22 protein-coding genes, 1 tRNA gene and 2 pseudogenes are annotated in these 22,492 nt (G+C 66.7%); 9 read left to right on the top strand and 16 right to left on the bottom strand.

Annotation, left to right across the window (positions count from 1 at the left end; all coding sequences use genetic code 11):
- Positions 1-142: 142 nt before the first annotated feature.
- Complete coding sequence (locus ACFPZL_RS03005; RefSeq protein ID WP_218114745.1) at positions 143-598, top strand: SseB family protein; 456 nt, start codon at positions 143-145, stop codon at positions 596-598.
- A 110-nt stretch (positions 599-708) separates the two neighbouring features.
- On the opposite strand, the gene ACFPZL_RS03000 is transcribed toward ACFPZL_RS03005, so the two are convergent.
- Complete coding sequence (locus ACFPZL_RS03000; protein WP_218114744.1) at positions 709-1,278, bottom strand: HdeD family acid-resistance protein; 570 nt, start codon at positions 1,276-1,278, stop codon at positions 709-711.
- Positions 1,279-1,417: 139 nt separating this feature from the next.
- Between ACFPZL_RS03000 and ACFPZL_RS02995 the strand changes: the two genes are divergently transcribed.
- From ACFPZL_RS02995 to tagD, 4 genes are all read left to right on the top strand, one after another.
- Positions 1,418-1,708 carry a cupin domain-containing protein gene (locus ACFPZL_RS02995; protein WP_218114743.1) on the top strand — a complete coding sequence of 97 codons (291 nt, stop codon included), beginning with the start codon at positions 1,418-1,420 and terminating at the stop codon, positions 1,706-1,708.
- Complete coding sequence (locus ACFPZL_RS02990; RefSeq protein ID WP_328798015.1) at positions 1,705-2,238, top strand: GNAT family N-acetyltransferase; 534 nt, start codon at positions 1,705-1,707, stop codon at positions 2,236-2,238. The genes ACFPZL_RS02995 and ACFPZL_RS02990 overlap by 4 nt, the downstream gene beginning before the upstream one ends.
- Before the next feature lie 29 nt (positions 2,239-2,267).
- Entirely contained in the window at positions 2,268-2,483 is a 216-nt protein-coding gene (locus ACFPZL_RS02985; RefSeq protein ID WP_218114742.1) for an SCO4848 family membrane protein, read from the top strand.
- 62 nt (positions 2,484-2,545) lie between these two features.
- On the top strand, positions 2,546-2,944 hold the full coding sequence (gene tagD, locus ACFPZL_RS02980; RefSeq protein WP_218114741.1) for a glycerol-3-phosphate cytidylyltransferase: 399 nt from the start codon (positions 2,546-2,548) through the stop codon (positions 2,942-2,944).
- 68 nt (positions 2,945-3,012) lie between these two features.
- Here tagD and ACFPZL_RS02975 read toward each other — a convergent pair whose 3' ends face one another.
- From ACFPZL_RS02975 to ybaK, 4 genes are all read right to left on the bottom strand, one after another.
- Positions 3,013-3,786 (bottom strand): amino acid ABC transporter ATP-binding protein, encoded by a 774-nt coding sequence (locus ACFPZL_RS02975; RefSeq protein ID WP_328798014.1) that lies wholly within the window; start codon positions 3,784-3,786, stop codon positions 3,013-3,015.
- Entirely contained in the window at positions 3,783-4,811 is a 1,029-nt protein-coding gene (locus ACFPZL_RS02970) for an amino acid ABC transporter permease (protein WP_218114740.1), read from the bottom strand. The genes ACFPZL_RS02975 and ACFPZL_RS02970 overlap by 4 nt, the downstream gene beginning before the upstream one ends.
- Positions 4,812-4,829: 18 nt before the next feature.
- A complete protein-coding gene (locus tag ACFPZL_RS02965) occupies positions 4,830-5,717 on the bottom strand; it encodes an ABC transporter substrate-binding protein (protein WP_218114739.1) in 888 nt (295 codons plus the stop codon).
- A gap of 177 nt (positions 5,718-5,894) precedes the next feature.
- Entirely contained in the window at positions 5,895-6,410 is a 516-nt protein-coding gene (ybaK, locus tag ACFPZL_RS02960) for a Cys-tRNA(Pro) deacylase (protein ID WP_218114738.1), read from the bottom strand.
- A 129-nt stretch (positions 6,411-6,539) separates the two neighbouring features.
- Here ybaK and ACFPZL_RS02955 point away from each other — a divergent pair, with 129 nt between their 5' ends.
- Positions 6,540-8,258, top strand: coding sequence for a peptidoglycan DD-metalloendopeptidase family protein (locus ACFPZL_RS02955; RefSeq protein WP_218114737.1), 1,719 nt, complete (start codon positions 6,540-6,542; stop codon positions 8,256-8,258).
- 38 nt (positions 8,259-8,296) lie between these two features.
- A tRNA-Leu gene (locus tag ACFPZL_RS02950) sits at positions 8,297-8,380 on the top strand.
- Between the two features lie 409 nt (positions 8,381-8,789).
- On the opposite strand, the gene ACFPZL_RS02945 is transcribed toward ACFPZL_RS02950, so the two are convergent.
- Genes ACFPZL_RS02945 through idi form a run of 9 tightly spaced genes read right to left on the bottom strand, consistent with a single transcriptional unit; the run spans position 8,790 to position 18,090 of the window.
- Positions 8,790-9,698, bottom strand: a complete 909-nt coding sequence (locus ACFPZL_RS02945; protein ID WP_218114736.1) for a TIGR01777 family oxidoreductase — start codon at positions 9,696-9,698, stop codon at positions 8,790-8,792.
- A complete protein-coding gene (locus tag ACFPZL_RS02940) occupies positions 9,695-10,123 on the bottom strand; it encodes a pyrimidine dimer DNA glycosylase/endonuclease V (protein WP_218114735.1) in 429 nt (142 codons plus the stop codon). The genes ACFPZL_RS02945 and ACFPZL_RS02940 overlap by 4 nt, the downstream gene beginning before the upstream one ends.
- On the bottom strand, positions 10,120-12,345 hold the full coding sequence (locus tag ACFPZL_RS02935) for an MMPL family transporter (RefSeq protein ID WP_218114734.1): 2,226 nt from the start codon (positions 12,343-12,345) through the stop codon (positions 10,120-10,122). The genes ACFPZL_RS02940 and ACFPZL_RS02935 overlap by 4 nt, the downstream gene beginning before the upstream one ends.
- On the bottom strand, positions 12,342-13,532 hold the full coding sequence (locus ACFPZL_RS02930; protein ID WP_218114733.1) for a prenyltransferase: 1,191 nt from the start codon (positions 13,530-13,532) through the stop codon (positions 12,342-12,344). Before ACFPZL_RS02930 ends, ACFPZL_RS02935 begins: the two co-directional genes overlap by 4 nt.
- The gene (locus ACFPZL_RS02925) at positions 13,529-13,876 is read right to left on the bottom strand and encodes a lycopene cyclase domain-containing protein (RefSeq protein WP_218114779.1); all 348 of its coding nucleotides are present in this window, start codon (positions 13,874-13,876) and stop codon (positions 13,529-13,531) included. The genes ACFPZL_RS02930 and ACFPZL_RS02925 overlap by 4 nt, the downstream gene beginning before the upstream one ends.
- On the bottom strand, positions 13,876-15,501 hold the full coding sequence (crtI, locus tag ACFPZL_RS02920) for a phytoene desaturase family protein (protein WP_218114732.1): 1,626 nt from the start codon (positions 15,499-15,501) through the stop codon (positions 13,876-13,878). Before crtI ends, ACFPZL_RS02925 begins: the two co-directional genes overlap by 1 nt.
- A complete protein-coding gene (locus tag ACFPZL_RS02915) occupies positions 15,498-16,406 on the bottom strand; it encodes a phytoene/squalene synthase family protein (protein ID WP_218114731.1) in 909 nt (302 codons plus the stop codon). Before ACFPZL_RS02915 ends, crtI begins: the two co-directional genes overlap by 4 nt.
- Positions 16,403-17,485, bottom strand: a complete 1,083-nt coding sequence (locus ACFPZL_RS02910; protein WP_218114778.1) for a polyprenyl synthetase family protein — start codon at positions 17,483-17,485, stop codon at positions 16,403-16,405. The genes ACFPZL_RS02915 and ACFPZL_RS02910 overlap by 4 nt, the downstream gene beginning before the upstream one ends.
- Positions 17,482-18,090 (bottom strand): isopentenyl-diphosphate Delta-isomerase, encoded by a 609-nt coding sequence (gene idi, locus ACFPZL_RS02905; protein WP_218114777.1) that lies wholly within the window; start codon positions 18,088-18,090, stop codon positions 17,482-17,484. The genes ACFPZL_RS02910 and idi overlap by 4 nt, the downstream gene beginning before the upstream one ends.
- Before the next feature lie 86 nt (positions 18,091-18,176).
- On the opposite strand from idi, the gene ACFPZL_RS02900 reads away from it, so the two are divergent.
- Positions 18,177-18,776: a MarR family winged helix-turn-helix transcriptional regulator gene (locus ACFPZL_RS02900; protein ID WP_218114730.1), complete on the top strand. Its 600-nt coding sequence runs from the start codon at positions 18,177-18,179 to the stop codon at positions 18,774-18,776.
- 680 nt (positions 18,777-19,456) lie between these two features.
- Here ACFPZL_RS02900 and ACFPZL_RS02895 read toward each other — a convergent pair.
- On the bottom strand, positions 19,457-20,713 hold the full coding sequence (locus tag ACFPZL_RS02895) for an IS256 family transposase (protein ID WP_236021987.1): 1,257 nt from the start codon (positions 20,711-20,713) through the stop codon (positions 19,457-19,459).
- A 179-nt stretch (positions 20,714-20,892) separates the two neighbouring features.
- On the opposite strand from ACFPZL_RS02895, the pseudogene ACFPZL_RS02890 reads away from it, so the two are divergent.
- Positions 20,893-22,046: pseudogene (locus ACFPZL_RS02890) on the top strand (IS3 family transposase).
- A gap of 134 nt (positions 22,047-22,180) precedes the next feature.
- Here the strand turns inward: ACFPZL_RS02890 and ACFPZL_RS02885 are convergent.
- A pseudogene (locus tag ACFPZL_RS02885) lies at positions 22,181-22,492 on the bottom strand (hypothetical protein); the annotation flags it as partial.

The following is a 22,492-nucleotide window of genomic DNA, read 5'->3' as shown; positions in this document are numbered from 1 at the left end:
CCGTACCCTTCGCCGTGCGCATGGTGCGGCACGCCCGCGACACCGGCGCCGCTCTGCACGCCCGCGGGCTCGGCGACGACTGACGGAGCCGGGAGACCGTCGGCTCGCAGGCCTGGAGGCGCTGCGGGCTAGGCTGGTGCGCATGGCCGAAGCGCAGATTCCCGACGGGCTCACCGCCGACTACGAGAACGTCGAGGCCCGGAGCGCCCTCGACGCCCTGCAGCGGACCCCCGACTACGCGCACCTCGCCGCGTTCCTCACGGTCCTGCGCGAGGACTACCTGGTCGTCGACGTGACCGGCACGCCGAAGGCGAAGGCGACCCGCATCCGCACGATCCGCTCGACCCGGGGCCAGCTGCTGCTGCCGATCTTCACGTCGATGGCCGAGCTCCGCGCGGCGGTGCCGCAAGCGAAGGCGGACAAAGTGCGGGGGGCGATCATGCCCGCGTTCGAGGCGTTGCGCCTGATCCGCTCCGACCGCTTCGTGGCCGCTCAGTTCGATGCCGGATCCGCCGCGCTCGTCGTGCTGCGGAAGTACATCGACCTCGTGCTCGCCGGCGATCCGATCGACGCGTCGACGGTCGAGGGTCTCGCCTGAGGCACTGCCAACCGCGGTCCAGGGCCGGATCCGGGGCGCCGTGAGCGGGCCGGGGATGCGCCGTGAGCCTCCGCCGGACGGCGGCGAAGGCTCGGCGACGATCGCTGCTGCTACTTGACGGTGAACGCGCGGGCGATCTGCATGACGCCCAGGACGATCATCGAGACGCCGATCAGGATCCACAGCGTCACCGCGCTGAGGAGCGGGGAGAAGATCAGCGCGAAGCCTGCGAGCAGGCTGATGATGCCGTAGAAGATCGTCAGCCCCTTGCTGCCCGTGCTCTTCAGCGTGGTGAACGCGACGATGCCCTCGACGATCCACATGATGCCGATCAGCACGGTGAGGAACACCGTGAGCAGTGCCGCGGTAGCCGTCAGGTTCGCGAAGAGGATCACGCCTGCCAGGACGTAGAGCAGGCCGAGCAGCGCGTGCCCGGTGCGGGGCCAGCCCTTCATCGTCTTCGAGAAGATCGCCGTCCCCAGGTAGACCGCGCCGGAGCCCACCATGTAGAGGGCCACGATCACCGCCACGATCTGCATCATGACGGCGGCGGACTTCACCGGGTTGACGAGGATCAGGATGCCGACGACGAGGGCGACCAGGCCGCCGAGGCCGAGCATGGTGCGGACGGAGTCGACGGCGCGTCGTTCCGCGGCGACGTCGATTTCGGTTTCAGACATGAGTGTTCCTTTGCTCTTGGAGCCGATCACCCAGTACCGGCTGCTGTCCCAAGCATGCACCCCATAGCGGCGAGTACGGTACACCCGCGCCGTATGCTGTGAACAGAGGCATGCTCGAGGAGCAGGATCGGAGGCGGCGATGAGCACAGGATCGCACGGGGACGTGCAGGTCGAGAACGGGAGCTTCCGCGTTACGCGGTGGACGATCGAGCCCGGAGGGGCGATCCCCATGCACCGGCACGAGGTCGAGTACGTCGTGATCCCGCTGGTCACCGGCACGATGCACGCGGTGAACGCGGACGGCAGCGAGCTCGCGGTCGAGCTCGTCGCCGGGGAGAGCTACACGCGGGCCGCCGGTGCGGAGCATCGGATGGAGCATCGCGGATCCGGCGCCCCGATCGTCTTCGTCGAGGTGGAGCGGCTCGCGTGAGTGTCGACGGGCCGGAGCAGGCGACGGGACCCGACGGTGCGCACGCGGGAAGTCGCGGCGGCACCGGCGATGCGATCGACGTCCGCCCGATCGCGGCGAGCGATCGAGCGGCATGGGCCGAGCTGTACCGCGGCTACCGCGAGTTCTACCGTGTCGCACCGAGCGAGGAGGCCGTCGACACGGTCTGGTCGTGGCTGCAGGATCCGGCCCACCTCACCCGCGGGCTGCTCGCCGTGCGGAACGGCCGGCCGATCGGTCTCGCGCACTTCCGCACCTTCGCCCGGCCGCTGAGCGCTTCGCACGGCATCTTCCTCGACGACCTCTTCACGGACCCGGCGGCGCGCGGATCCGGGGCGGCCACCGCCCTGCTCGAACGGCTCGCCGAGATCGCCCGGGACGAGGGGGCGACGGTCGTGCGCTGGATCACCGCCGAGAGCAACGAGCGAGCGCGAGCCCTCTACGACCGGGTCTCGACGCGCACCCCCTGGGTCACCTACGACCTGGGTCCGGCCGACGCCCCTGCTCGCTAGCGCCCTGCGCCGGACACTAGGCTGAGGACATGACGACCCTCGCCGGCATCCTGCTGCTCGTGAACGCGGCCTACAACCTCATCGTGTGGCCCCGGTTCTGGAAGCGGGTGACCGTGGATCCGCGCGCTCGCGACGAGGCCGGGAAGCCGACGCGCTTCTACACCGTGCACGCCGTGCTCATCGGCATCGCTCTGCTCATCGCGGTCGTGTCGGCGGTCGCGGGCATCGCCCTGCTCATCGGCTGACCGATCGCCGACGCGACGCGAGGCTCAGCCTCGCCCCGCGCGCTTCTGCATAGGATGGACCCGTGAAACGGATCCTGACCTACGGCACCTACGACCTCCTGCACTGGGGCCACATCCGACTCCTGCAGCGGGCTCGGGCCCAGGGCGACTACCTGGTCGTCGCATTGAGCACCGAGGAGTTCAACGAGGGCAAGGGCAAGAAGACCTACCACGACTTCGAGACGCGCAAGCGGATGCTCGAAGCGGTGCGCTACGTCGACCTCGTGATCCCCGAGAACACCTGGGACCAGAAGATCTCCGACGTGCAGAAGTACGAGATCGACGCCGTCGTCATGGGCGGCGACTGGGCGGGCGACCCCCGCTTCGAGGTGCTGAAGGACTACTGCGAGGTCGTGTACCTCGACCGCACCGAGGGCATCTCGACGACAAAGATCAAGAAGGACCTCGGCGTCAACGCCTGAGCGCGACGACACGAAGCAGAGCGCCGCCGGATCCATCTCGGATCCGGCGGCGCTCTGCTTCGTGCGGGCTACAGCACCTTCGAGAGGAAGGCCTTGGTCCGCTCGCGCTGCGGGTTCGTCAGCACCTCGACCGGATCACCGGCCTCGACGACGACGCCCCCGTCCATGAAGACGAGCGTGTCGGCGACCTCGCGCGCGAACCCCATCTCGTGGGTCACGACGATCATGGTCATGCCGCTCTCGGCGAGGCCCTTCATCACCTCGAGCACCTCGCCGACGAGCTCGGGATCGAGCGCCGACGTGGGCTCGTCGAAGAGCATCAGCTTCGGCTCCATGGCGAGCGCCCGCGCGATCGCGACGCGCTGCTGCTGACCGCCCGAGAGATGCGCCGGGTAGTAGTCGTGCCGATCCGCGAGCCCCACGCGGGCCAGCAGATCCAACGCCTTCGTCTGGCGCGACGCCTTGGTGCCCTTCTTCAGGAGCGTCGGGGCGAGCATCACGTTCTCGAGCGCGGTCTTGTGCGGGAACAGGTTGAACCGCTGGAACACCATGCCGATGTCGCGCCGCTGCTTGGCGGCCTCCTTCGGGTGCATCTCGTAGACCTTGTCGCCGTGCTGGCGGTAGCCCACCAGCTCGCCGTCGACCCAGAGCCTGCCGGCGTTGATCGTCTCGAGGTGATTGATGCAGCGCAGGAACGTGCTCTTGCCCGAGCCCGACGGCCCGACCAGGCACAGGACCTCGCCGCGATTGACCTCGAGCGAGATCGACTTGAGCACCTCGTTCGAACCGTAGGCCTTCGAGATCGCCTCGGCCTTCACCATGGGGGTGGATTCTTCGCTCATGCTCCGCCCCCTCCGGGTCGCTCGTGCGGCGGCACGATGGTCTCTCCGGCCGTGCTCGGGTAGGTCGGATGCCGCTCACCGACGACGGTGACCGCAGCGGTCTCGACGGTGGGCTTCTGCACGTCCGGGCGATCGCCGATCCCCTTGGCGTAGTGCCGCTCGAGGTAGTACTGCCCCACCATCAGGATCGACGTGACCGTCAGATACCAGATGGATGCGACGATCAGCATCGGCACCGGCTGGTAGGTCACCGCGGAGATGTCCCGCGAGCGCCCGTACAGGTCGAGTGTGAATGGCACGGCCGCGACGAGCGATGTCGTCTTCAGCATCGATATGACTTCGTTGCCGGTCGGCGGGATGATGACGCGCATCGCCTGCGGCAGGATCACCCGGCTCATGGTGTGCCACCAGCCGAGGCCGAGCGCGATCGCGGCCTCGTCCTGACCCTTGTCCACCGCGAGCAGGCCGGCGCGCACGATCTCCGCCATGTAGGCGGCCTCGTTCAGCGCCAGGCCGATGACCGCCAGCGTGAAGTAGTTCAGCAGGTCCTTCGTGCTGATCGACACCAGGGCCTCGGTGAACGGAATCCCCAGGTCGATCGTCTTGTAGATCGTCGGGATCATGCCCCAGAAGACCAACTGCACGTAGACCGGGGTCCCGCGGAAGAGCCAGAGGTACACCCAGGCCACCGCGGCGACGACCGGGTTCGGCGAGAGGCGCATGACGGCGACGGCGATACCCAGGACGATGGCGATGATCATCGAGTAGACCGTGAGCTGCAGCGTGTACCAGGCACCCGTGAGGATGCGCGTATCGAACAGGTACTGACCGACGATGCCCCAGTTGTAGACCGGCCGGTTGAATGCGGTGTCGTAGAGGAAGAGCCCGGCGAGCAGGATCAGCACGACGGCGAACACGGTTCGCCCGGGGTGCCTCAGCTTGATCGCCTGGATCGCCTCCGGCTCCGCGTGGGCGGAGGGATGCGGGGCCGTGGGCCCCGCATCCCCGGAGCGCATGTCAGACATGACTGGCTAGCCGATGCCTCAGCTGGTCGCCGCGTTGATCGTGGCCGACGCCAGCGCGCCGGACTCGAAGCCGGCCTTCGTGAGGATCTCGAGGTAGGTCCCGTCGTCCATCAGCGACTGCAGCGCGGCCTGCACGGCCTTGGTCATGTCGCTGTCCTTCTGGGTGGCGAAGCCGTACGGGGCCGCGTCGAACATCTCGCCGACGGTCTCGAGCTGGCCGTCCAGCTGGGTGACGGCGTCGATCGACACCGGGAGGTCGGCGGAGAAGGCGGCCGCACGGCCGTCGACCACGGCCTGGGTCACCTCGGGCTGGCCGTCGAAGCGCAGCACCTCGATCGGCTCCTTGCCGGCATCCTCGCATGCCTGCGACTTCGCGGGCAGCTCGTCGGTGTCCTGCACCGTGGTCGCCTGAACGGCGATGGTCAGGCCGCAGGCGTCGTTGGGGTCGATGTCCTCGCCCGTGGCGGCGACCCACTGGCTGCCGGCGTCGAGGAAGTTGACGAAGTCGACCGACTTCTGGCGCTCGAGCGTATCGGTGAACGACGAGGAGCCGAGGTCGAGCGTGCCTTCCTGGATGCGCGGGATGATGCTGTCGAAGCCGAGGATCTCCCACTCGGGGTCGAGGCCGAGCTTGGCCGAGACGGCCTCGGCGAGTTCGACGCCCCAGCCGGTCGGGTTGCCGTCGGCATCCTTGTACTCGTTCGGCGGGTACTCGGCGTCGGTGCCGATCCGCAGTACACCGGAGTCCTTCACCTCTGCGGGGAGCAGCGCGACCGCTGCCTCGTCCGCCTGGATGCCCTCAGCGGCGCTGGGGCCGTCGTCGACGGGATTCTCGGTATTGGTGCAGCCGGTCAGCGCGAGCGCGGCGGCGGCCGCGAGTGCGGGGATCGCGTAGCGAATCTTCATCGATTCTGTTCCTGTTCTCTCATGCCTCTTGTCATGGGTTGTAGCGAACCGAAGCCCGCAACAGTTGCGAGCCTATCGCGCTCCAAAAGAATTTGTGAAGCCATTCGGCTTTCGCGACCAAAAAGATACCTGGAATTCGCTCAACCTACAGAGTTACGCGATAAAGCTACATATCCACTATGTTGCTTGCGCGATATCGGCGTAGGTGCCGCCGGTCGCTGCGAGAAGGTCCTCCGGGGCCAGTTCGACGTCGAATCCTCGGCGACCGCCGGACACCAGTATCGTATCGAAACCCGCCGCCGACCCATCGACGACCGTGCGCAGGGCGGTGCGCTGGCCGACCGGGCTGATCCCTCCGATGACGTAGCCCGTCTTGCGCTCCGCGAGCGCCGGATCCGCCATCCGCGCGCGCTTGCCCCCGATGGCGGCGGCGAGCGCCTTGAGGTCGAGCAGGCCGGCGACCGGCACCACGGCAACGATCAGAGCCTCGTCGACCTCCGCGAGCAGCGTCTTGAGCACCCGCTCGGGCGCGACACCGAGCGCTGCCGCGGCCTCTCCGCCGAAGTCGGTCTCGGCCGGGTCGTGCACATAGGTACGGGTCTCGAACGGGATGCCGAGCGCGACGAGGGCGGCCGTCGCCGGGGTCGACGCCGTGGGCGACCCCACCGTCGAACTGCGCCTCCGTTTCGCCATACGGTTACTCTACTGTTCGCCGCCGCACGGGAATGGACTCGGCGTGTCGCGGCGAATCTTGAAGATTGTCTCGACGTCCAGGCAACTCTCAGGCTAAGCTTCAGGGTTATGGATCACTTGGGGGGTACCATGACCGCTGCGCGACGCGCCGCTACGGCTCGACTGCCGAAATTCGCGGCGACGGCGTTCGCCGCGGCGGCCCTGGTCGCAACGCTGCTCACGGCGCCGATCGGCGGGTCGTCCGCGGCCGCCGAGGACGGTGCGACGAATCCGATTCTCGCCGGGACCACGCTCAGCGGGGTCATGCGGAGCGATGCGGATCGCGCCGACCAGATCAAGGTGACCGCGAAGGTGCCGCTTCCGGCCGGGAGGAGCGCCGCATCGATCACGTACCAGTGGCTGCGCGACGGCGCCACGATCACCAACGCCACCAAGAACTTCTACTTCGTGAAGCCCGGCAGTCAGCAGCGCCGGATCTCGGTGCTCGTGACCGACACACTCGACGGCTCCTCGACCGAGATCTCCACCATCACGACGTCGGTGAACCCGGTCATCGGCGGCAAGACGCGCGTCGGGGAGACGCTGACCGCGTACATCGACTCGACCAAGCACGCCGTCGCCTACCGCTGGTACCGGGACGGCGTGCGGATCGGCGGCGATGCCGCGGCAGGCGCCGACTACACGGTGAAGGTCAATGATCTCGGCGCGCAGCTCTCGGTAATGGTGACCCAGTCCAGCGAGGGGCTCGGCTCCCTGGTGGAGACCTCCGAGAGCACGGCCCCGATCACGGTCAACGCCTTCGCGGCGCTGAAGCCGACCATCACGGGGACGCCGAAGCACGGGAAGACGCTGAAGGTCGGGCGGATCTCGTCGAGCGCCGGCACCGTGACGGTCGTCTGGCTCCGCGACGGCAAGGTCATCTCGGGAGCGACCGGGCCCTCGTACAAGCCGGTGCTCAAGGATCTCGACACCCGGCTCAGCGCTCGGGTCACCCAGTCGCGCAACGGCTACACCACCCGCACCGAGACAACCGCGAAGACGAAGAAGATCACCTCTCCTCGCTACCTGACGGCCGCCACACCGAAGGTCAGCGGGACCGTCAAGGTCGGGACGAAGCTGACCGCGAAGCGCGGCACCTGGACCAAGGGCACCAAGTTCACCTACCAGTGGTACGCAAGCGGGAAGAAGATCAAGGGCGCCACCAAGAAGACGTTCACCGTCACCAAGGCGCAGCGGGGCAAGATCGTCAAGGTCAAGGTCACCGGCACGAAGCCCAAGTACGAGGTGCGCGCGGTCAGCAGCGCCCCGGCGAAGATCGCCGGCATCCGCGGGCCGCGGAACGAGAACGGCTGGGCCTGGCCCACCGACACCCGGGAGCTGAACCAGGGCTACCACGAGGGCTACGCCATCGATCTGGGCACGACGGCCGGCGGCCCGGTCTTCGCCCCGTACAAGGGCGAAGTCGTGCAGGTCGGCGGCGACGGCTGGGGCAAGCCGTCGTGGTGCCCCACGGCATGGTGGCACGGCGAGAACCAGACGGTCGTCATCAAGCACAGCTACGAGGGCAAGACCATCTACTCGGCCGTGAATCACGTGGCCCGCGGATCGAGCAAGGCCCTCGGCATCACCGTCGGCACGAAGGTGAAGTCGGGCCAGCAGATCGCGACCGAGGGGATGAGCGGCTGCACCTCGGGTCCGCACATCCACTTCGTCATGCGGAAGACGCAGTTCAACTGGAACGGCGAGCTCAAGCCCGACAAGTACATCGGCAAGCCCGACCCGGTGACGCCGAAGGTGTACGTCGCGGACCTCCCGGTTTTGCCGGTCCGCGAGGACTTGCTAAGCTGAGGGGGTTGTGCGGTCCCTCGGGATCGACACAGCGACTCGCGCGAGTGGCGGAATTGGCAGACGCGCTGGCTTCAGGTGCCAGTGCCCGCAAGGGCGTGGGGGTTCAAGTCCCCCCTCGCGCACGAATGGAAAACAGCCCCTGAACAGGTATTTTATGACCTGGATCAGGGGCTGTTTTCGTCCGAAGTGCTAGAAAAAGTGCATTCGGGAGAGAAGGGCTATTGGGAAGAGTGCCGGTGGGTGCTGTTGCGGCCGCTGGGGTCACGGTGCCAGTAAGGGTGAGTGGACGTAGAGTTGGCCTTGGCGTCGGGCCAGATGTGATTCCTGATCGCGTGATCCGCGGCATGACGAGCACCGACGCTAGAGCACTTGCCATGCCGGACATCGATCACGAGTATGCGAAAGCCGCCGTGTGCGCGGTGCTCGATGCGAACTATCTCGCGCCGGGTGGAGTTCCGTCTTCAGCGCCGATATGGCCGGGGCTGGACACCGGCGGCAAGAGACAATGATTCCGCTTCAGGATGTGCCACGTCAGAGGTTTGCAGGTGGCGATATTGCGGCTCGTACTGCTGACTCAACAGTACTGTGCGCGAAGACGAAACCGTGGTTGGTGAGTATTTCTGGGTGAACATCTGCGTCACTGGCCAGGAGGGACTCCACCGCAGCTTTACCCAGTGCGAGGTTGAGCCCCCACTCGGGGGCGCGCAGCCAGTATGGGCGATGCAGTTCCCGGGCGATGGCGCGGCCGGTCTCGTTCGCGGTCGCCGGCTCGGGGCCGCAGAGGTTGACGGGCCCGGAAATGTCGGTGTCGATGATGTGGAGAATGGCGCGGATCTCGTCCTCGAGGGAAATCCACGGCCAGACCTGGGTGCCCGCGCCCAACGGTCCGCCGAGGCCGAGGGAGGTCAGCCGGATCATGGGCCGGAGCACGCCGGCGCGGTGAATCACCGGCGCCGTGCGAAGGAGCGCCACCCGCGTGACCGACTCGGCCTCTCGTGCAGCCGCCTCCCAGTCGACGCACAATCGAGCGAGGAAAGTGTCGCCTGCAACCGCCGCCTCTGTGAGCACCGCACCGGGTGCCGAGCCGTAGTACCCCACTGCCGAGCCCGAGACGAGCGTCGGCGCGTCTGACCCCATCCTCGCCAGCGCGGTCGCGACGGTGCTCACAGGGGCGATGCGCGAGCCGATAAGCTCCTGCCGGTAGGCCTTTGTCCAGGGCATCCGTCCTACGCTTGCGCCGTTCAGGACGACGACGGCATCCGCCCCTTCGAGATGGCGGATGTCGAGCGTGCCGCGTGCGGGCTCCCAGGGCGCCTCTCCGGGGGCCTGGGCGGGACGCCGCACCAGGGCCGTGACTCGATCACCACGCGCGACGATGGCGCGCGATAGCGCCCTTCCGATTAGCCCAGATGCGCCTGCGATGACGATGTGCGTGGTCATGATCGCTCCCAGCTCTCGATATCTCCCTGTACGACGGTGAAGATCGGGTGAGGTGTGGGCCGGGACCGGGCCCATCTCTCGGCGTCTCCGGGGCTGCGCGCGGCGATTTTCCTACCGAGGTGTGCCCATTCGTAGTCGAGCTGTCCGCGCGTCACCGGGAGCAGGGCGAGAGGGCCCACCTGGGCGAGGATGCGGGTCTCGTCGAAGCGGTAGCCCCGGCCGGTAGCCTCTCGTTGCAGTCCGTGAAGGTAGGCGCCGATGGTCGCCAGCGGATCGCTGGTCTCCCGGAACCGGATCAGCTGCGGGTGGTGACGGTACCCCTTTGTGCGCCCGGCGAGTACTGCCTGCGCAAGCAGCGCCTCCCGCCATCCGGCGACCAGGCCAGCACGGTCGAGGTGGACTGGGTGCAGGGACCAGATCCTCATCGCGGCGTCCGCTCGCTTTCGGGGGTTCGGGCGAGCTTCGAGGGCCACCAGATTGCGCGGCCGATGTCGTAGCTGAGCGCCGGGACGAGCAGGGTGCGCACCAGGAAGGTGTCGAGGAGAACGCCGAAGGCGACCATGAAGGCCAGCTGAACCAGAAAGAGGATCGGGATCACCGCGAGCGCGGCGAACGTGGCGGCGAGCACGAGCCCGGCGGAGGTGATGACGCTTCCGGTCACAACTGTGCCGCGCAGCACACCCATTCTCGTGCCGTGCCGCAACGATTCTTCCCGCACCCGACTCATGAGGAAGATGTTGTAGTCCACCCCCAGTGCGACGAGGAACACGAAACCAAACAGCGGCACCGCCGGATCCGCCCCGGGGAAGTGGAAGAGGCCGTTGAACACGAGCGCAGACACCCCCAGCGCGGTGCCGAAGGACAGCACCGTGGTGATGAGGAGCAGCACGGGTGCCACCACGGAGCGCAGCAGCATCATCAGGATGAGCGTGATCACGAGGAGCACGACCGGGATGATGAGCGTGCGGTCGTGGATAGACGCCGCATCCGTATCCACCGCGGTCGCGGTGACCCCGCCGACCATCGCGCTCGGTACGGCGTTCGCGAGCTCGGCACGTAGCCGGGTCACCGTCCCCGCAGCGGCCTCGGAGTCGGCCGCATCGGCGAGGGTGGCCTGCAGCAGCACACGACCGTCCACGACCGTCGGGGCGGGCGTGGGGGTACCGGGCGGTCCGACCGCGCCGATGCCGTCGGCGGTCACGGGAGCTGAGCCGCTGGGGGAATCGGCTGTGACCACCGAGACGCCATCGATTCCATCGGCATCGAGCAGAACCTCGCTCGCTGCCTCCATCTGCTGCTCATCGACGACGACGAGCGCCGGGCTTCCCGATCCGCCCGGAAAGTGCTCTCCGAGCGCGACTTGGCCGTCGCGGGCCTCGGATGCGCCCAGCACCAGGTCCGACTGCGGCACGCCGCTCGCGTCGAGCTGGGTGATGCCGAGCGCACCGATCACGAGGAGCAGCGCGGTCGTGCTCCAGATGAGCCGCGGGCGGTGGCGGATCGAGCGAGCGAGGTGCCCCCACACGCCGGTGCGGGGGATGTCCCCCTCGGCTTCCACTGCTTCGGGCTCGTAGCGGGCACGGCGGGGCCAGAAGGCAGCACGGCCGAAGGCGAAGAGCATCGCGGGCAGCAGCGTGAGCGCGGCGAGCATCGCGAAGACGATGCCGATTGCGGCGACGGGACCGAGGGTGCTGTTTGATTTGAGGTCGCTGAGCAGCAGGCAGAGAAGGCCAGCGATGACGGTGCCGCCCGAGGCGACGATCGGCTCGAATGCGCCTCGGATCGCGGCGAGAGTGGCAGCCCACTTGTCCTCGTGGACCCGGAGCTCCTCGCGGTAGCGGGCGACCAGCAGCAGCGAGTAGTCGGTCGCCGCGCCGATGACGAGGATGAAGAGGATCCCCTGCGTCTGCCCGCTCAGCAGTAGGACCCCCCATTTGGCGAGCCACCACACGGTCAGCAGGGCCGCGCAGAGCGCGAACAGGCTCGTCGAGAGCACCGCGACCGGAAGGAGCAGTGAGCGGTAGACGAGGATCAGTATGACGAGAACCGCGAGCAGGGCGACCCCGAGCAGAATGCCGTCGATCCCGGCGAACGCGTCGACGAGGTCGGCGGTGAACCCTGCGGGCCCGGTGACGAAGACCGCGATGCCGTCGGGGGCGGCGGCGCGCAGCGCCGCCCCGACCTCTGTCACGACGGTGCCGACCTCCGCCGAGTTGTCGATCGGGACGAAGGCCTGCGCAGCCAGTCCGTCGTCGGACGGGAGGACAGGCGAGACACCGGATCCGACTCCGTCGATGCGCGCGGCCGCGTTGAGAGCGTCGCCGAGGGTGCCGAGCTGGTCGCTGGTGAGCGCTTCCTGGCCGGTGAACACGACAATGGCGGGAATTGCCGTCGAATCGTTGAACTCGCCGAGCAGCGCCTGCACCTTCGTCGCGTCGGCGGATGCGGGGAGGTAGGTGGTCTGATCATTGGAGGACACCTCGGATACCTTGCCGAAATAGGGGCCGCCGATACCCGCGATCGTGAACCAGACCAAGATCAGCACGGCAGGCAGCAGCACGCGGAGCCATCGCGGGACGGGGCTGCGTTCCGGCAGCTGCGGGGTGGGCGGCCGACGCTCATCGTCATGGGCAGCAGGGCGGATCATGCGAGTCTCCATTCGACGATGAGGAGGACAGTGACGAGGAACCCGGACAGATAGTTGAGGGCGATGAAGCGGCGCCAAGCGCGGTTCGTGGCCGCCGATCCCTTGTCGGTGATGGAGCGGAAGGGTAGGCAATTCAGCAGGTACGGTATCGCGATGAGGGCCGCGAGCGGGCCTGGCCACGTCGTTCCGAGCATGAGAAGACCGGCTGCGACCCAGAGCAGCAGGGCGAATCTCACGGTCGCACGCGCGCCGATGGCCGTCGCGATGGAGCGGATTCCGGCCGCACGGTCGGGGAGGATGTCCTGCACCGCGCCGAAGGCGTGCGCCGCCATCCCCCAGAGGAAGAACGCGGCGAGCAGGAGGATGAGTGGCCAGTCGATGCGGACTCCGGCGAGGAGCAGGCCGACCACGGCGGGGCTCACGAAATGCGTGCTGGACGTGATCGAGTCGAGGAACGGCCGCTCCTTGAACCGAAGCCCGGGAGCCGAGTAAGCGACGACAGCGAACGCACTGACCGCGAGCGCGATCCACACGGTCGGCCCGCCCGCGGTAGCGAGCAGCAGTAGGAACGGAATGTTCGATAGCGCGGCGACCCACAGGATCGGCCGATGCAGCCGGGGCGGCAGCAGCGCCCCTTCGATCCCTCCCTTGCGCGGGTTCGCCAGGTCGGAGGCGTAGTCGAAGACGTCGTTGATGCCGTACATGGCGAGATTGTAGGGAATGAGGAAGTAGAGAAATCCGAGCAGGAGAACGCCGTCGATCTCGCGGGTCGTCATGAGATAGGCCGCGCCGAATGGGAATGCGGTGTTGATCCAGCTGATCGGGCGGGATGCCAGGACAAGCTGGGTGAAGCCATGCCGCCGCTCGGAGCTCCCGCGTTCCAGGAGAAGCCACAGCGTCGGCAGCAGCAGCACGCCGGCGAGCGGGTAGGCGAAATCCTCGATCGGTGCCAGCCCGATGTACGTGCCGGAGAGGCGTTCCGGAGGGTAATGGAACAGTCCCGCACCGATCATCAGGTTGTCGAACACCGCGGTCAGAGCGAACAGGACGCACCCCGTCGCGACGACCGCGGCGAGGGTGAGCCAGCGGGATGATCTCGGCCTCCTGCGGAACGCGACGACCGCGAGCACGATGGATCCGACGGCGGCGACAACGACGCCTGCGAGGGCGAGAACGGCATAGCTCATGAGCCGCCCTCCTCGTCATCGCGACGCCCCGCATCGGCGCGGAGGATCCGCATGGACCCCGTGAAGACGATCATGATGCACAGCACGAAGAACTGCAGGAACACGGGCTCTTCGAGAGGCATCTCGGGCCACAGGACGATGCCGGAGGCAATCTCACCCGCACCACGCAGAAATACGCCCGCCGCTATCCCGGCGGCGTCCCACGCAAGGAGAAGCCCGACGCCGAGCACCGTGACGAGCGTCGCGACCGCGGGATCGTGCCAGAAGAAGAGCCGGAAGCGGCGATCGAGCAGGAGCATGCAGGCGATGCCGAGAAGCAGCAGGAGCAGATACACGAAGCCCATCACGCCTTCACCTCCGCACGGAGAGGCACCGGGAGCGGGCCGGCGCTGTTGTCGCCGCGGATGCGCTTGAGGACGAGCTCGGCGCTGATGAGGCACATCGGAACACCGACCCCGGGCGCGGTCGTCGCGCCGGCGTAGTAGAGCCCTTCCACCCGCTTCGACGCGTTCTGGGCGCGGAACATCGCGGACTGGCTCAGGATGTGCGCAGGCCCGAGCATCCCGCCGCGCCAGGAGTGGTAGTCGCCCGCGAAATCGGCCGGGCCGAGTGTCTCGCGCACGACGATGCGATCGCCCAGGTCGGGGATCCCGGCCCACTCCGAGATCTGCTCGATCGCGGCGTCCACAGCGTGCTCGACGAGCGCCGAAGGCGAAACTCCGCCCGCGCTGCCGGCGCCGATGCCGGGATCGGCAGGGACGGGGATCAGAACGAAGAGATTCTCGTGGCCCGCGGGCGCGACCGTCGGGTCTGTCGCGCTGGGCTTGCACACGTAGATCGAGGCCGGATCCGGGATGCTCGGGTGCTCACCGAAGATCGCCGCGAAGTTCGCGGCCCAGTCCCGCGTGAAAAAGAGCGAGTGATGCGGCAGCGTCGGCAGCTCCCCGCGGACGCCGAGCATCGCGATCACGGCGCCGGGCCCGCTCGTGCGGCGCTCCCACCAGCGCTCCGGGTAACTGCGATCCGCGGGTGCCAGGAGGCGCGTCTCGGTGTGGTGGAGGTCGGCGGCCGAGACGACGATATCGGCGGCCTCGAGCACCTCGCCCCCGCCCCGTGCGCGCCAGGAGACCCCCACCGCCCGGCTGCGGCGCCCACCATGGCGCCAAGACCGGCCGCGATCCGTGAGCCGATCAGTGCGAATGCACAGCACTTCCGCCTCTGTCACGATCCGCGCCCCCGACGCGAGCGCGAGCGCCTCGAGCCGCTCGGTGAGCTCCCAGAAGCCCCCCATCGGGTATCGGACGCCGTCGTCGAGATCGAGGGCGCTCATCAGGTGGTACATCGCGGGCGCTGCGGCGGGGTCAGTACCGAGGAACACGGCCGGATAGCCGAGCACCTGACGCAGCACCGGGTCCGCGAATCGTTTGGCGGCGTGGGATTCGAGGGAGCTGGTGAGCAGCCTCGCAAGCTTCGGCAGGCCAGTGAGCACCTCCCGGTGCAGCAGCGAGGAGACGCTGGTGAACGTATTGTACAGGAAGTAGCGCTCCGCGAGATCGCTCACGCGCCGCGCCGAGGCGAGGTAGCGGTCCAGCCTCGTCCCACTCTCCGGCTCCACTCGGCGGAACGCTTCCCGCACCCCTGGCCGTCCCCGCGGGATGGTCAGTGGCTCTCGCCATGATCCATCCGGCTCGGCCTCGCTGAATACCCGGTATGCGGGGTCGAGGAAACGGAGGTCGAGCTGTTCCTGCGCGGAGGTCCCCATGAGTTGGAAGAAGTGCTCGAAGACGCTGGGCATCAGGTACCAGGACGGCCCACTGTCGAATCGGAACCCGTCGCGCTCGACCGTCCCGGCGCGACCGCCGATGCGGGAGTTCTTCTCCAGCACGACCACCTCGTGGCCCTCGCGGGCGAGCAGCGCTGCGGTTGCGAGGCCGGCGATCCCGCCGCCGATGATCACCGTGCGCGTCATCGCCGTCTATCCCGGATCGTGGCGAGGATCGCCGAGGCTACCAGGATGAGCTTCACCGGGTTCGGCACGCGGATGCGTCGTGCGGTGAGCTCCGTTGCAGGGGTGCGCGCAATGCGATCGGTGAGGTTCGCGAAGAGGGCGTGAGCGCTGCGCACCGCCGCCCGAGCATCGAGCGGCAGCAACGGGATCGCCTCCTCGGCGTCGGCGAGCTGGCTGCGGATCTCGGTGACCCAGGATTCCAGCTCTCGTTGCGTCAGCGCACTTCCCTCGCCGAGATAGCTGCGTCCCAGCCGGGCGGTGTCGTCGCCGAGATCCCGCAGGAAGTTGACGTTCTGGAACGCCGCGCCCAGCTGACGTGCGCCGTGCTCCGCGCGCAGGCGCACGGCATCCGCTGCCCCGCGATCCCGGAGGAAGACGCGCAGGCACATCAGCCCCACGACCTCTGCGGATCCATACACGTAGGCGGCGTGCGCGGCCTCGTCGAACGCGATCCGGCGGTCGCCGTCGACCAGGTCGCTGCGCATCGAGTCGAAGAACGGCTCGATCAGCGCCTCGTCGATGCCGCACTCCCGAGCGGTGAGCGCGAAGGCGTGCACCACCAGATCGGTGCTGTATCCGGTGCGCAGGGCGTGTCGGGTTTCTGCGGCGTACCGATCCAGGGCGTCACGCTGCTCCTCGAGGCTCAGACCCGCCTGATCGGCGACCCCGTCGACGATCTCATCGGCAACGCGGACCAGGGCGTAGATGTTGCGCACATGACGCCGGTGGCGCCGACCCAGCAGACGCGTCGCCATGCCGAAAGACGTCGAGTAGGCCCCGATGACATCCTGCGACACGGCCTCGGCCGCCCTCGTGAACTGCGCGAGCGAAGACCCCCGAGGGGGAAAGAGTTCGTCGCGGGTCATGACGCCCTCCCGTCCAGACGCGCCTGCAACGCGAGCAGAACCCGCTGCACCCCATCGGGGATGATCTCGGACTCGTTGGCGAGGAGGTTCCGGAATGCCGTCATCTGATCGCTGACGAGGTTCTGAACGAAGGCCTCGGCCCCGCACGCCCGGAGGCGGCGACGCACGCTCTGGGCGGCCGCGATCGAGTAGGCGGCTTCGCTGAGCTCGGTTTCGATTCCGGACCATTCGCCGCACAACCGGGCGAAGCAGACGATCGCGGTCTGTTTCCCCTCCCGGAGATCGGAGAACGCGTCCTTGCCATGTACCTCGGCGTCGCCGAAGGTGGAGAGCAGATCATCCTGCAGCTGATACGCGAGACCGAGGTACCATCCCGCTTCCCGCAGTCGCTGCTCGAGCTCGAGGGACGCGCCGGCAAGAATGGCGGCGGCCCGAAGAGGGAGTTCGAAGCTGTAGGTGGCGGTCTTTCGGCCCGTCATCGCCAATACCGTTGCGAGGTCGGGTCCGATGAGGCCATCGCTCAGACCGACGTCGACGAATTCTCCGGCCGTCGTCTCGAACACGGTGTGCTCGAGAAGATCGAGCAAGCGGATCCGCTGCTCGACCGGGAGATCGGCGCGTGCGAACAGCTGGTGCGCGCAGGAGAGCATCAGATCCCCGGCCAGGATGCCCCCCGTCTGCGCCCAATGCCGCCCATCTCCGGGGCGGGACACACACGGCGATGCCTCTCCCAGCTCGCCGATGAGATTCAGCCGACCTCGCCGGAAGAGATCCCCATCGATGACGTCGTCGTGCAACAGAAACGAGTAGTGCAGCACCTCTATAGCGGCGGCAATACGCACGGTCTCCGAGCGAATCGGGCTGGGTGCCGATGCGGCTCGGAGTGCATCATAGGTTTCCAGGAGAAGCAGCGGGCGCACCAGCTTGCCCCGTCCGACATGGTTCGACGCCAGAGCCCAGAGCCGCGCGAACTCGGGTCCGTAGGATTCGGCCGCCGACTCCGACCGTGCGAGGAGCTCCCGAAGTTCCTGCTCCACCTCGAGGCGCAGATCGTCTCGGGTCCATACGGTCGTGGTCATGTGCGCACCGCCCCGGGGAAGACCGATTCCGGACCCGTCGGATCGGGCTCGGATGCCCACTGCAACCGACGCATCTGCAGCACCATCCAGGGACTGAACACGAACGGTGTCGACATCACGGCGCGAGCGAGCGATGATCGGTCGACCCACGCCCACTCCATCACCTCTTCGGGGTGCGGGGACAGGGTGCCCGAGATCGTCGCGGTGTACACCGGGCAGACCTCGTTCTCCACGATCCCCCCGGCGTCGACGGCGCGATACCGGAAGCCAGGATCGACAACTCGAACCCCCCGAACCTCGACGCCTAGCTCCTGGCGAGCCCGACGTTCGACAGCCGCCTCCAGCGCCTCACCGGGCTCGGGATGCCCGCAGAAGCTGTTCGTCCACACCCCCGGCCACGTCACCTTCGAAAGCGCGCGCCGGGTCACCAGCACCCTGCCCGACTGGTCGAAGAGGTAGCAGGAGAAGGCAAGGTGCAGGGCGGTCGACGTGTTATGCACCATCAGCTTGTCCGCCGACCCGATCGGCACAGCATGCTCATTGAGCAGAACCACCCGCTGCCCGATCGGCTCGCCACCGAGAGCCGCTCGATCCACCTTGTTCATGCCCACCCGATTCGCTAGTTTCATTAAATGCTAGCCTAGCTAATAACAAGAAGGGTAGAAAACATCGGATCCGGTACCATATGACCATGTCGAAGCATGATGGGGAGGCAGCCTCGGTATCGTCGAGCCTCTACGACGTCGAGAAGAACGACCCCGATTCACTCCTCATCGACCGTTCCGAGATGTCGCCGGAGGACATCCGCGGAATCACGGAACTTATGACCGCGCTCGGGCACCTTCGGGACGCCGAGCAGCAGCTATCCGAAGCGTCGCAGCGGTACATGAAGCTCGGCCGATCTGACATGCGGGCGCTGCATTTCCTCATCGTGGCCCAGCACACACACGCACTGATCACCCCAAGCGCGATCGCGACGCACCTCGGGATCTCCACCGCCTCGACTACCAAGCTCCTCGACCGGCTCGAGGCTGGTGGTCACATCGTGCGAGCTCCGCACCCCAGCGACCGCCGCGCACTCGCTATCACCATCACGGACGAAACCCGCGAAGCGGCCATGCAGACGGTCGGGAGGCTCCAGGCCAAACGGTTTCACGCAGCAGCTCGTCTTACTCGCTACGAGCGAGCGATAGTGACCCGTTTCCTCGAAGATATGACTGAGCAGATCGGCGTTCGCACCGAAGCCTGGAGCCGGGAATCATTCGATGCACCTGCAGACCCGCCCAGTTAGTCCCTTGAAATCATCCACAGCACCCTCGTTCGTGAATCTCCCCTTCGAGTGAGAGCCTCCGTTGACGTACCGCAGGTCGGACTCTTGCAGTGATCGGAGCCGACGGGCAGATCGGCTCCGCCTTCCTGACTGCGCCGTAAGGGGCAAGTCGCTGTGCGGTAACGGGGTATTACCGGGGGTCTCAGGAGTGAACCGCCTACTGTCTGCGCGCCGATGCCGATGCCGAATCTGGCGACGCGATTCGTGCGCATTACCGGAAAACATTGCCGGAGCCGTGGAGTGCCCACGCCTCGAAGTCCCTTATGGGGAGGGGCTGCCGGCGCGGAAAAATGCTAAGGAAAGTGCTAAGGGTTGTGTAGGTCGGGGTATCGCGGTGGAGTTATCCACAGGCTAGATGCTCTAGATCGTTGATCTTATGCGGCAGAACGCGCCCCGTGGTTTCGCGGTGCTCGGGGGTCGAGGTCAGTTCAAGTCCCCCCTCGCGCACGCAATGAGCGATGTTGTAACCCACGCCTGAGGAAACAGGTCCTGGGTTACAACATCGCTCTTTTCGTTGTCGGCGGTGTGCTTTTCGGCCCAGGCGACGGCCTGCTGCTTGGTGGTGTCGTCGAGGATGGTCTCGAAGGGTGCAGCGGTGTCGGGGGTCTGTCAGATTAACGGTGGATCTGGCCTGGCGCATTTCAGTTGATTCGGCCTTCGAAGGTGATCGCGAAGGCGTTGAGTGCGGGCTTCCACCTGGTCACCCAGCGTGCCCGACCCCGGCCGGTCGGGTCAAGCGACCGCGTCACGAGGTAGAGGCACTTCAGCGCGGCCGCGTCGTTAGGGAAGTGGCCGCGGGCCCGCACCGCGCGACGATAGCGGGCGTTGAGGGACTCGATCGCGTTCGTCGAGCAGATGATGCGGCGGATCTCGACGTCGTAGTCCAGGAACGGGATGAACTCGCTCCACGCGTTCTCCCACAGCTGCCGGATCGCCGGATACATCGTGCACCACTTCTCCGCGAACTCCTCGAACCTCGCCCTCGCGGCGGCCTCGGTCGGAGCTGTGTAGACGGGCCGCAGGTCGCGGGCGATCTGGTCCCAGTACTTCCGCGACGCGAACTTGAAGGTGTTGCGGATCAGGTGGATGATGCACGTCTGCACCGTCGCGAACTCCCACGTCGTGTTGATCGACTCGGGCAGCCCCTTGAGTCCGTCACAGACCACGATGCAGACATCCTCGACACCGCGGTTCTTGATCTCTGTGAGCACGCCGAGCCAGAACTTCGCGCCCTCACCGCCGTCGCCGGCCCAGATCCCGAGGATGTCGCGTTCCCCGGTCGTGGTGACGCCGATGGCGACGTAGAACGGCTTGTTCCGCACCTGCCCGTCCCGAACCTTCACCACGATCGCGTCGATGAACACGACGGGGTACACCCGATCCAGCGGACGGTTCTGCCACTCGGTCATCTCCTCGATGACCTTGTCGGTGATCTTCGAGATCGTGTCCTTGCTGACACTGGCACCATAGACGTCGTCGAAGTGCGCGGCGACCTCACCCGTGGTCAGCCCCCGGGCGGTGAGCGAGAGCACGATCTCGTCGATCCCGTCCAGGCGGCGCTGACGCTTGCGGACGATCTTGGGCTGGAACGACCCGTCACGGTCCCTGGGGACGTCGATCTCGACGGCGCCGATCTCGGTCAGCACCGTCTTGGACCGGGTCCCGTTACGGGCGTTCTCGCTCTCGCTGACCGTGTGCTTCTCGTAGCCGAGGTGCTCGGTCATTTCCGCCTCGAGCGCAGTCTCGAGCACCGTCTTCGTCAACCCGCCGAGCAGGCCTCCCGGCCCGACGAGGCTGACGCCCTGTTCCTTCGCCTGCGCAAGCAGCTGCTCGGCGATCTGTTGCTGATCGATGATCTCTCCCGCCACAGGATCGATCACCTCGATAGCCTGACTCATTGCCCTTCCTTTCGGTCAGGCCAGTCCCAGATCCACCGTTTTCCTGACACTCCCATCCAGGTCTCCCGGTCCACGGGGTCTGATGCACGTTTAGGTGACATTCTGACCTGCCCTACGGTTTGGTTACCTTTTCCATCGGTGAGTATCGAGTTCGTTTCGCTTCTGAAAGGCTCGTTCTTATGCCCAAGCAGTATCCCGGAGAGTTCCGGCAGCGTGCAGTCGCGCTCGTTCGTTCTGGCAAGCCGGTAAAACATGTTGCTGAAGACCTCGGCATCAGCGCTGGGGGTCTTCACCGGTGGGTGCGGCAAGACCGCATCGACCGCGGTGAGGTCCCCGGCATCAGTACCTCGGAGAGTGTGGAGCTCACTCGCGCGAGGAAACGCATCCACGAGCTCGAACAAGAACTCGAGATCGTGAAACGGGCCGCAAAGCTCCTCGGGGAGGATGCCCCGCACCCAAAAGGATCCACCCGGTGATCGACGCCCTGGTCGACGCCGGGTTCTCAGTGAAGATGTGCTGCCGTGTGCTCGGGGTATCTTCGCCGGGCTACTACCGGTATCGGGCCCGCCCGCTGTCGCGTACGCAGATGCGCAGGCAGTGGTTGACTGGTTTGATTCGAGAGGTGCATGAAGCGTCACGAAGGACCTACGGGTCCAGGCGGATCCACGCCGAACTCACGATGGGGATGGGTGTGGTGGTGAGTGAACGTCTCGTCGCGGTGCTCATGAGTCTCGCGGGCATTCGCGGGCTGCCAGGGCCAGCGAAGGTGAAGAAACTGCGGGGTGTGGTCACGGCGGATGATCTCGTGAATCGGAAGTTCCATCGCCTGTCACCGAACGAACTATGGGTTACAGATATCACTGAACATCGCACGAAGGAAGGCAAGGTGTTGTGTTGCTGCGTGATGGACACGTTCAGCAGAAAGATCGTGGGATGGTCGATCGACACGGTGCAGGATTCGAACCTTGTCGTGAACGCGCTCGATATGGCGTTGAAGAATCGACAGCCTTCCCCTGGTGGAGTGGTGCACGCGGACCATGGCGTGCAATTCACCTCTTGGGCATTCACGAACAAGATTCGTGAGGCAGGGCTGATGCCTTCGTTCGGATCGATCGGTGATGGGCTTGATAACGCGATGATGGAGTCGTTCTGGTCCTCGATGCAGATCGAGCTGCTTGACCGGCAGCGATGGTCAACGAGAGTCGAGCTCGCGAACGCAATGTTCGAGTACATCGAGGTGTTCCACAACCGGAAGCGACGACATTCAGGGGTCGGGTATCGCACCCCGATCGAGGTCGAGGTAGCCTACGAGAGGACGCTCGTTCCAGCTTGATCCTCGCCACAGTGGTGGGTAACCAAACTGTAGGGCAGGTCAAACTGTCACCTAAACGGGCATCAGACCCTGCCGTCGCGCCAGCGGCGGGCCCCGGCGTGCAGTTCGTCGGCGAAGCCGGCGTAGCGCAGCGCTCAGGTGGTCAACTGCGCCGCGTGCGCCTCGTCCACGACGTCGCGGTCGTCGGCGAGCGCGGCGGCGCCGAGCGACATGATGCGGCAGTAGCTCGACGCGCGTTCGAGGGCGATCGAGAGGTCGCCGGTGAAGACGCCGCGAAGGATCGCGTCGCAGAGCGCAGCGATCGACTGCGGGTTGACGGGCTCGGCCACGCCCGCGACGACGGGGTGGATCGTCGGCGCGGTCGACCGGCCGATGCGGAAGAGATCGGCCGTGCCTTCCGGGTCGCCCTCCGCGATGCGGTGCAGCAGGTAGATGCGCCAGAGCTG

It is taken from the genome of Leucobacter soli (assembly GCF_042659205.1).
Lineage (GTDB): Bacteria > Actinomycetota > Actinomycetes > Actinomycetales > Microbacteriaceae > Leucobacter > Leucobacter soli.
Note: the sequence above shows the minus strand (reverse complement) of the source record. Positions and strands in the feature narration are given on the sequence as shown.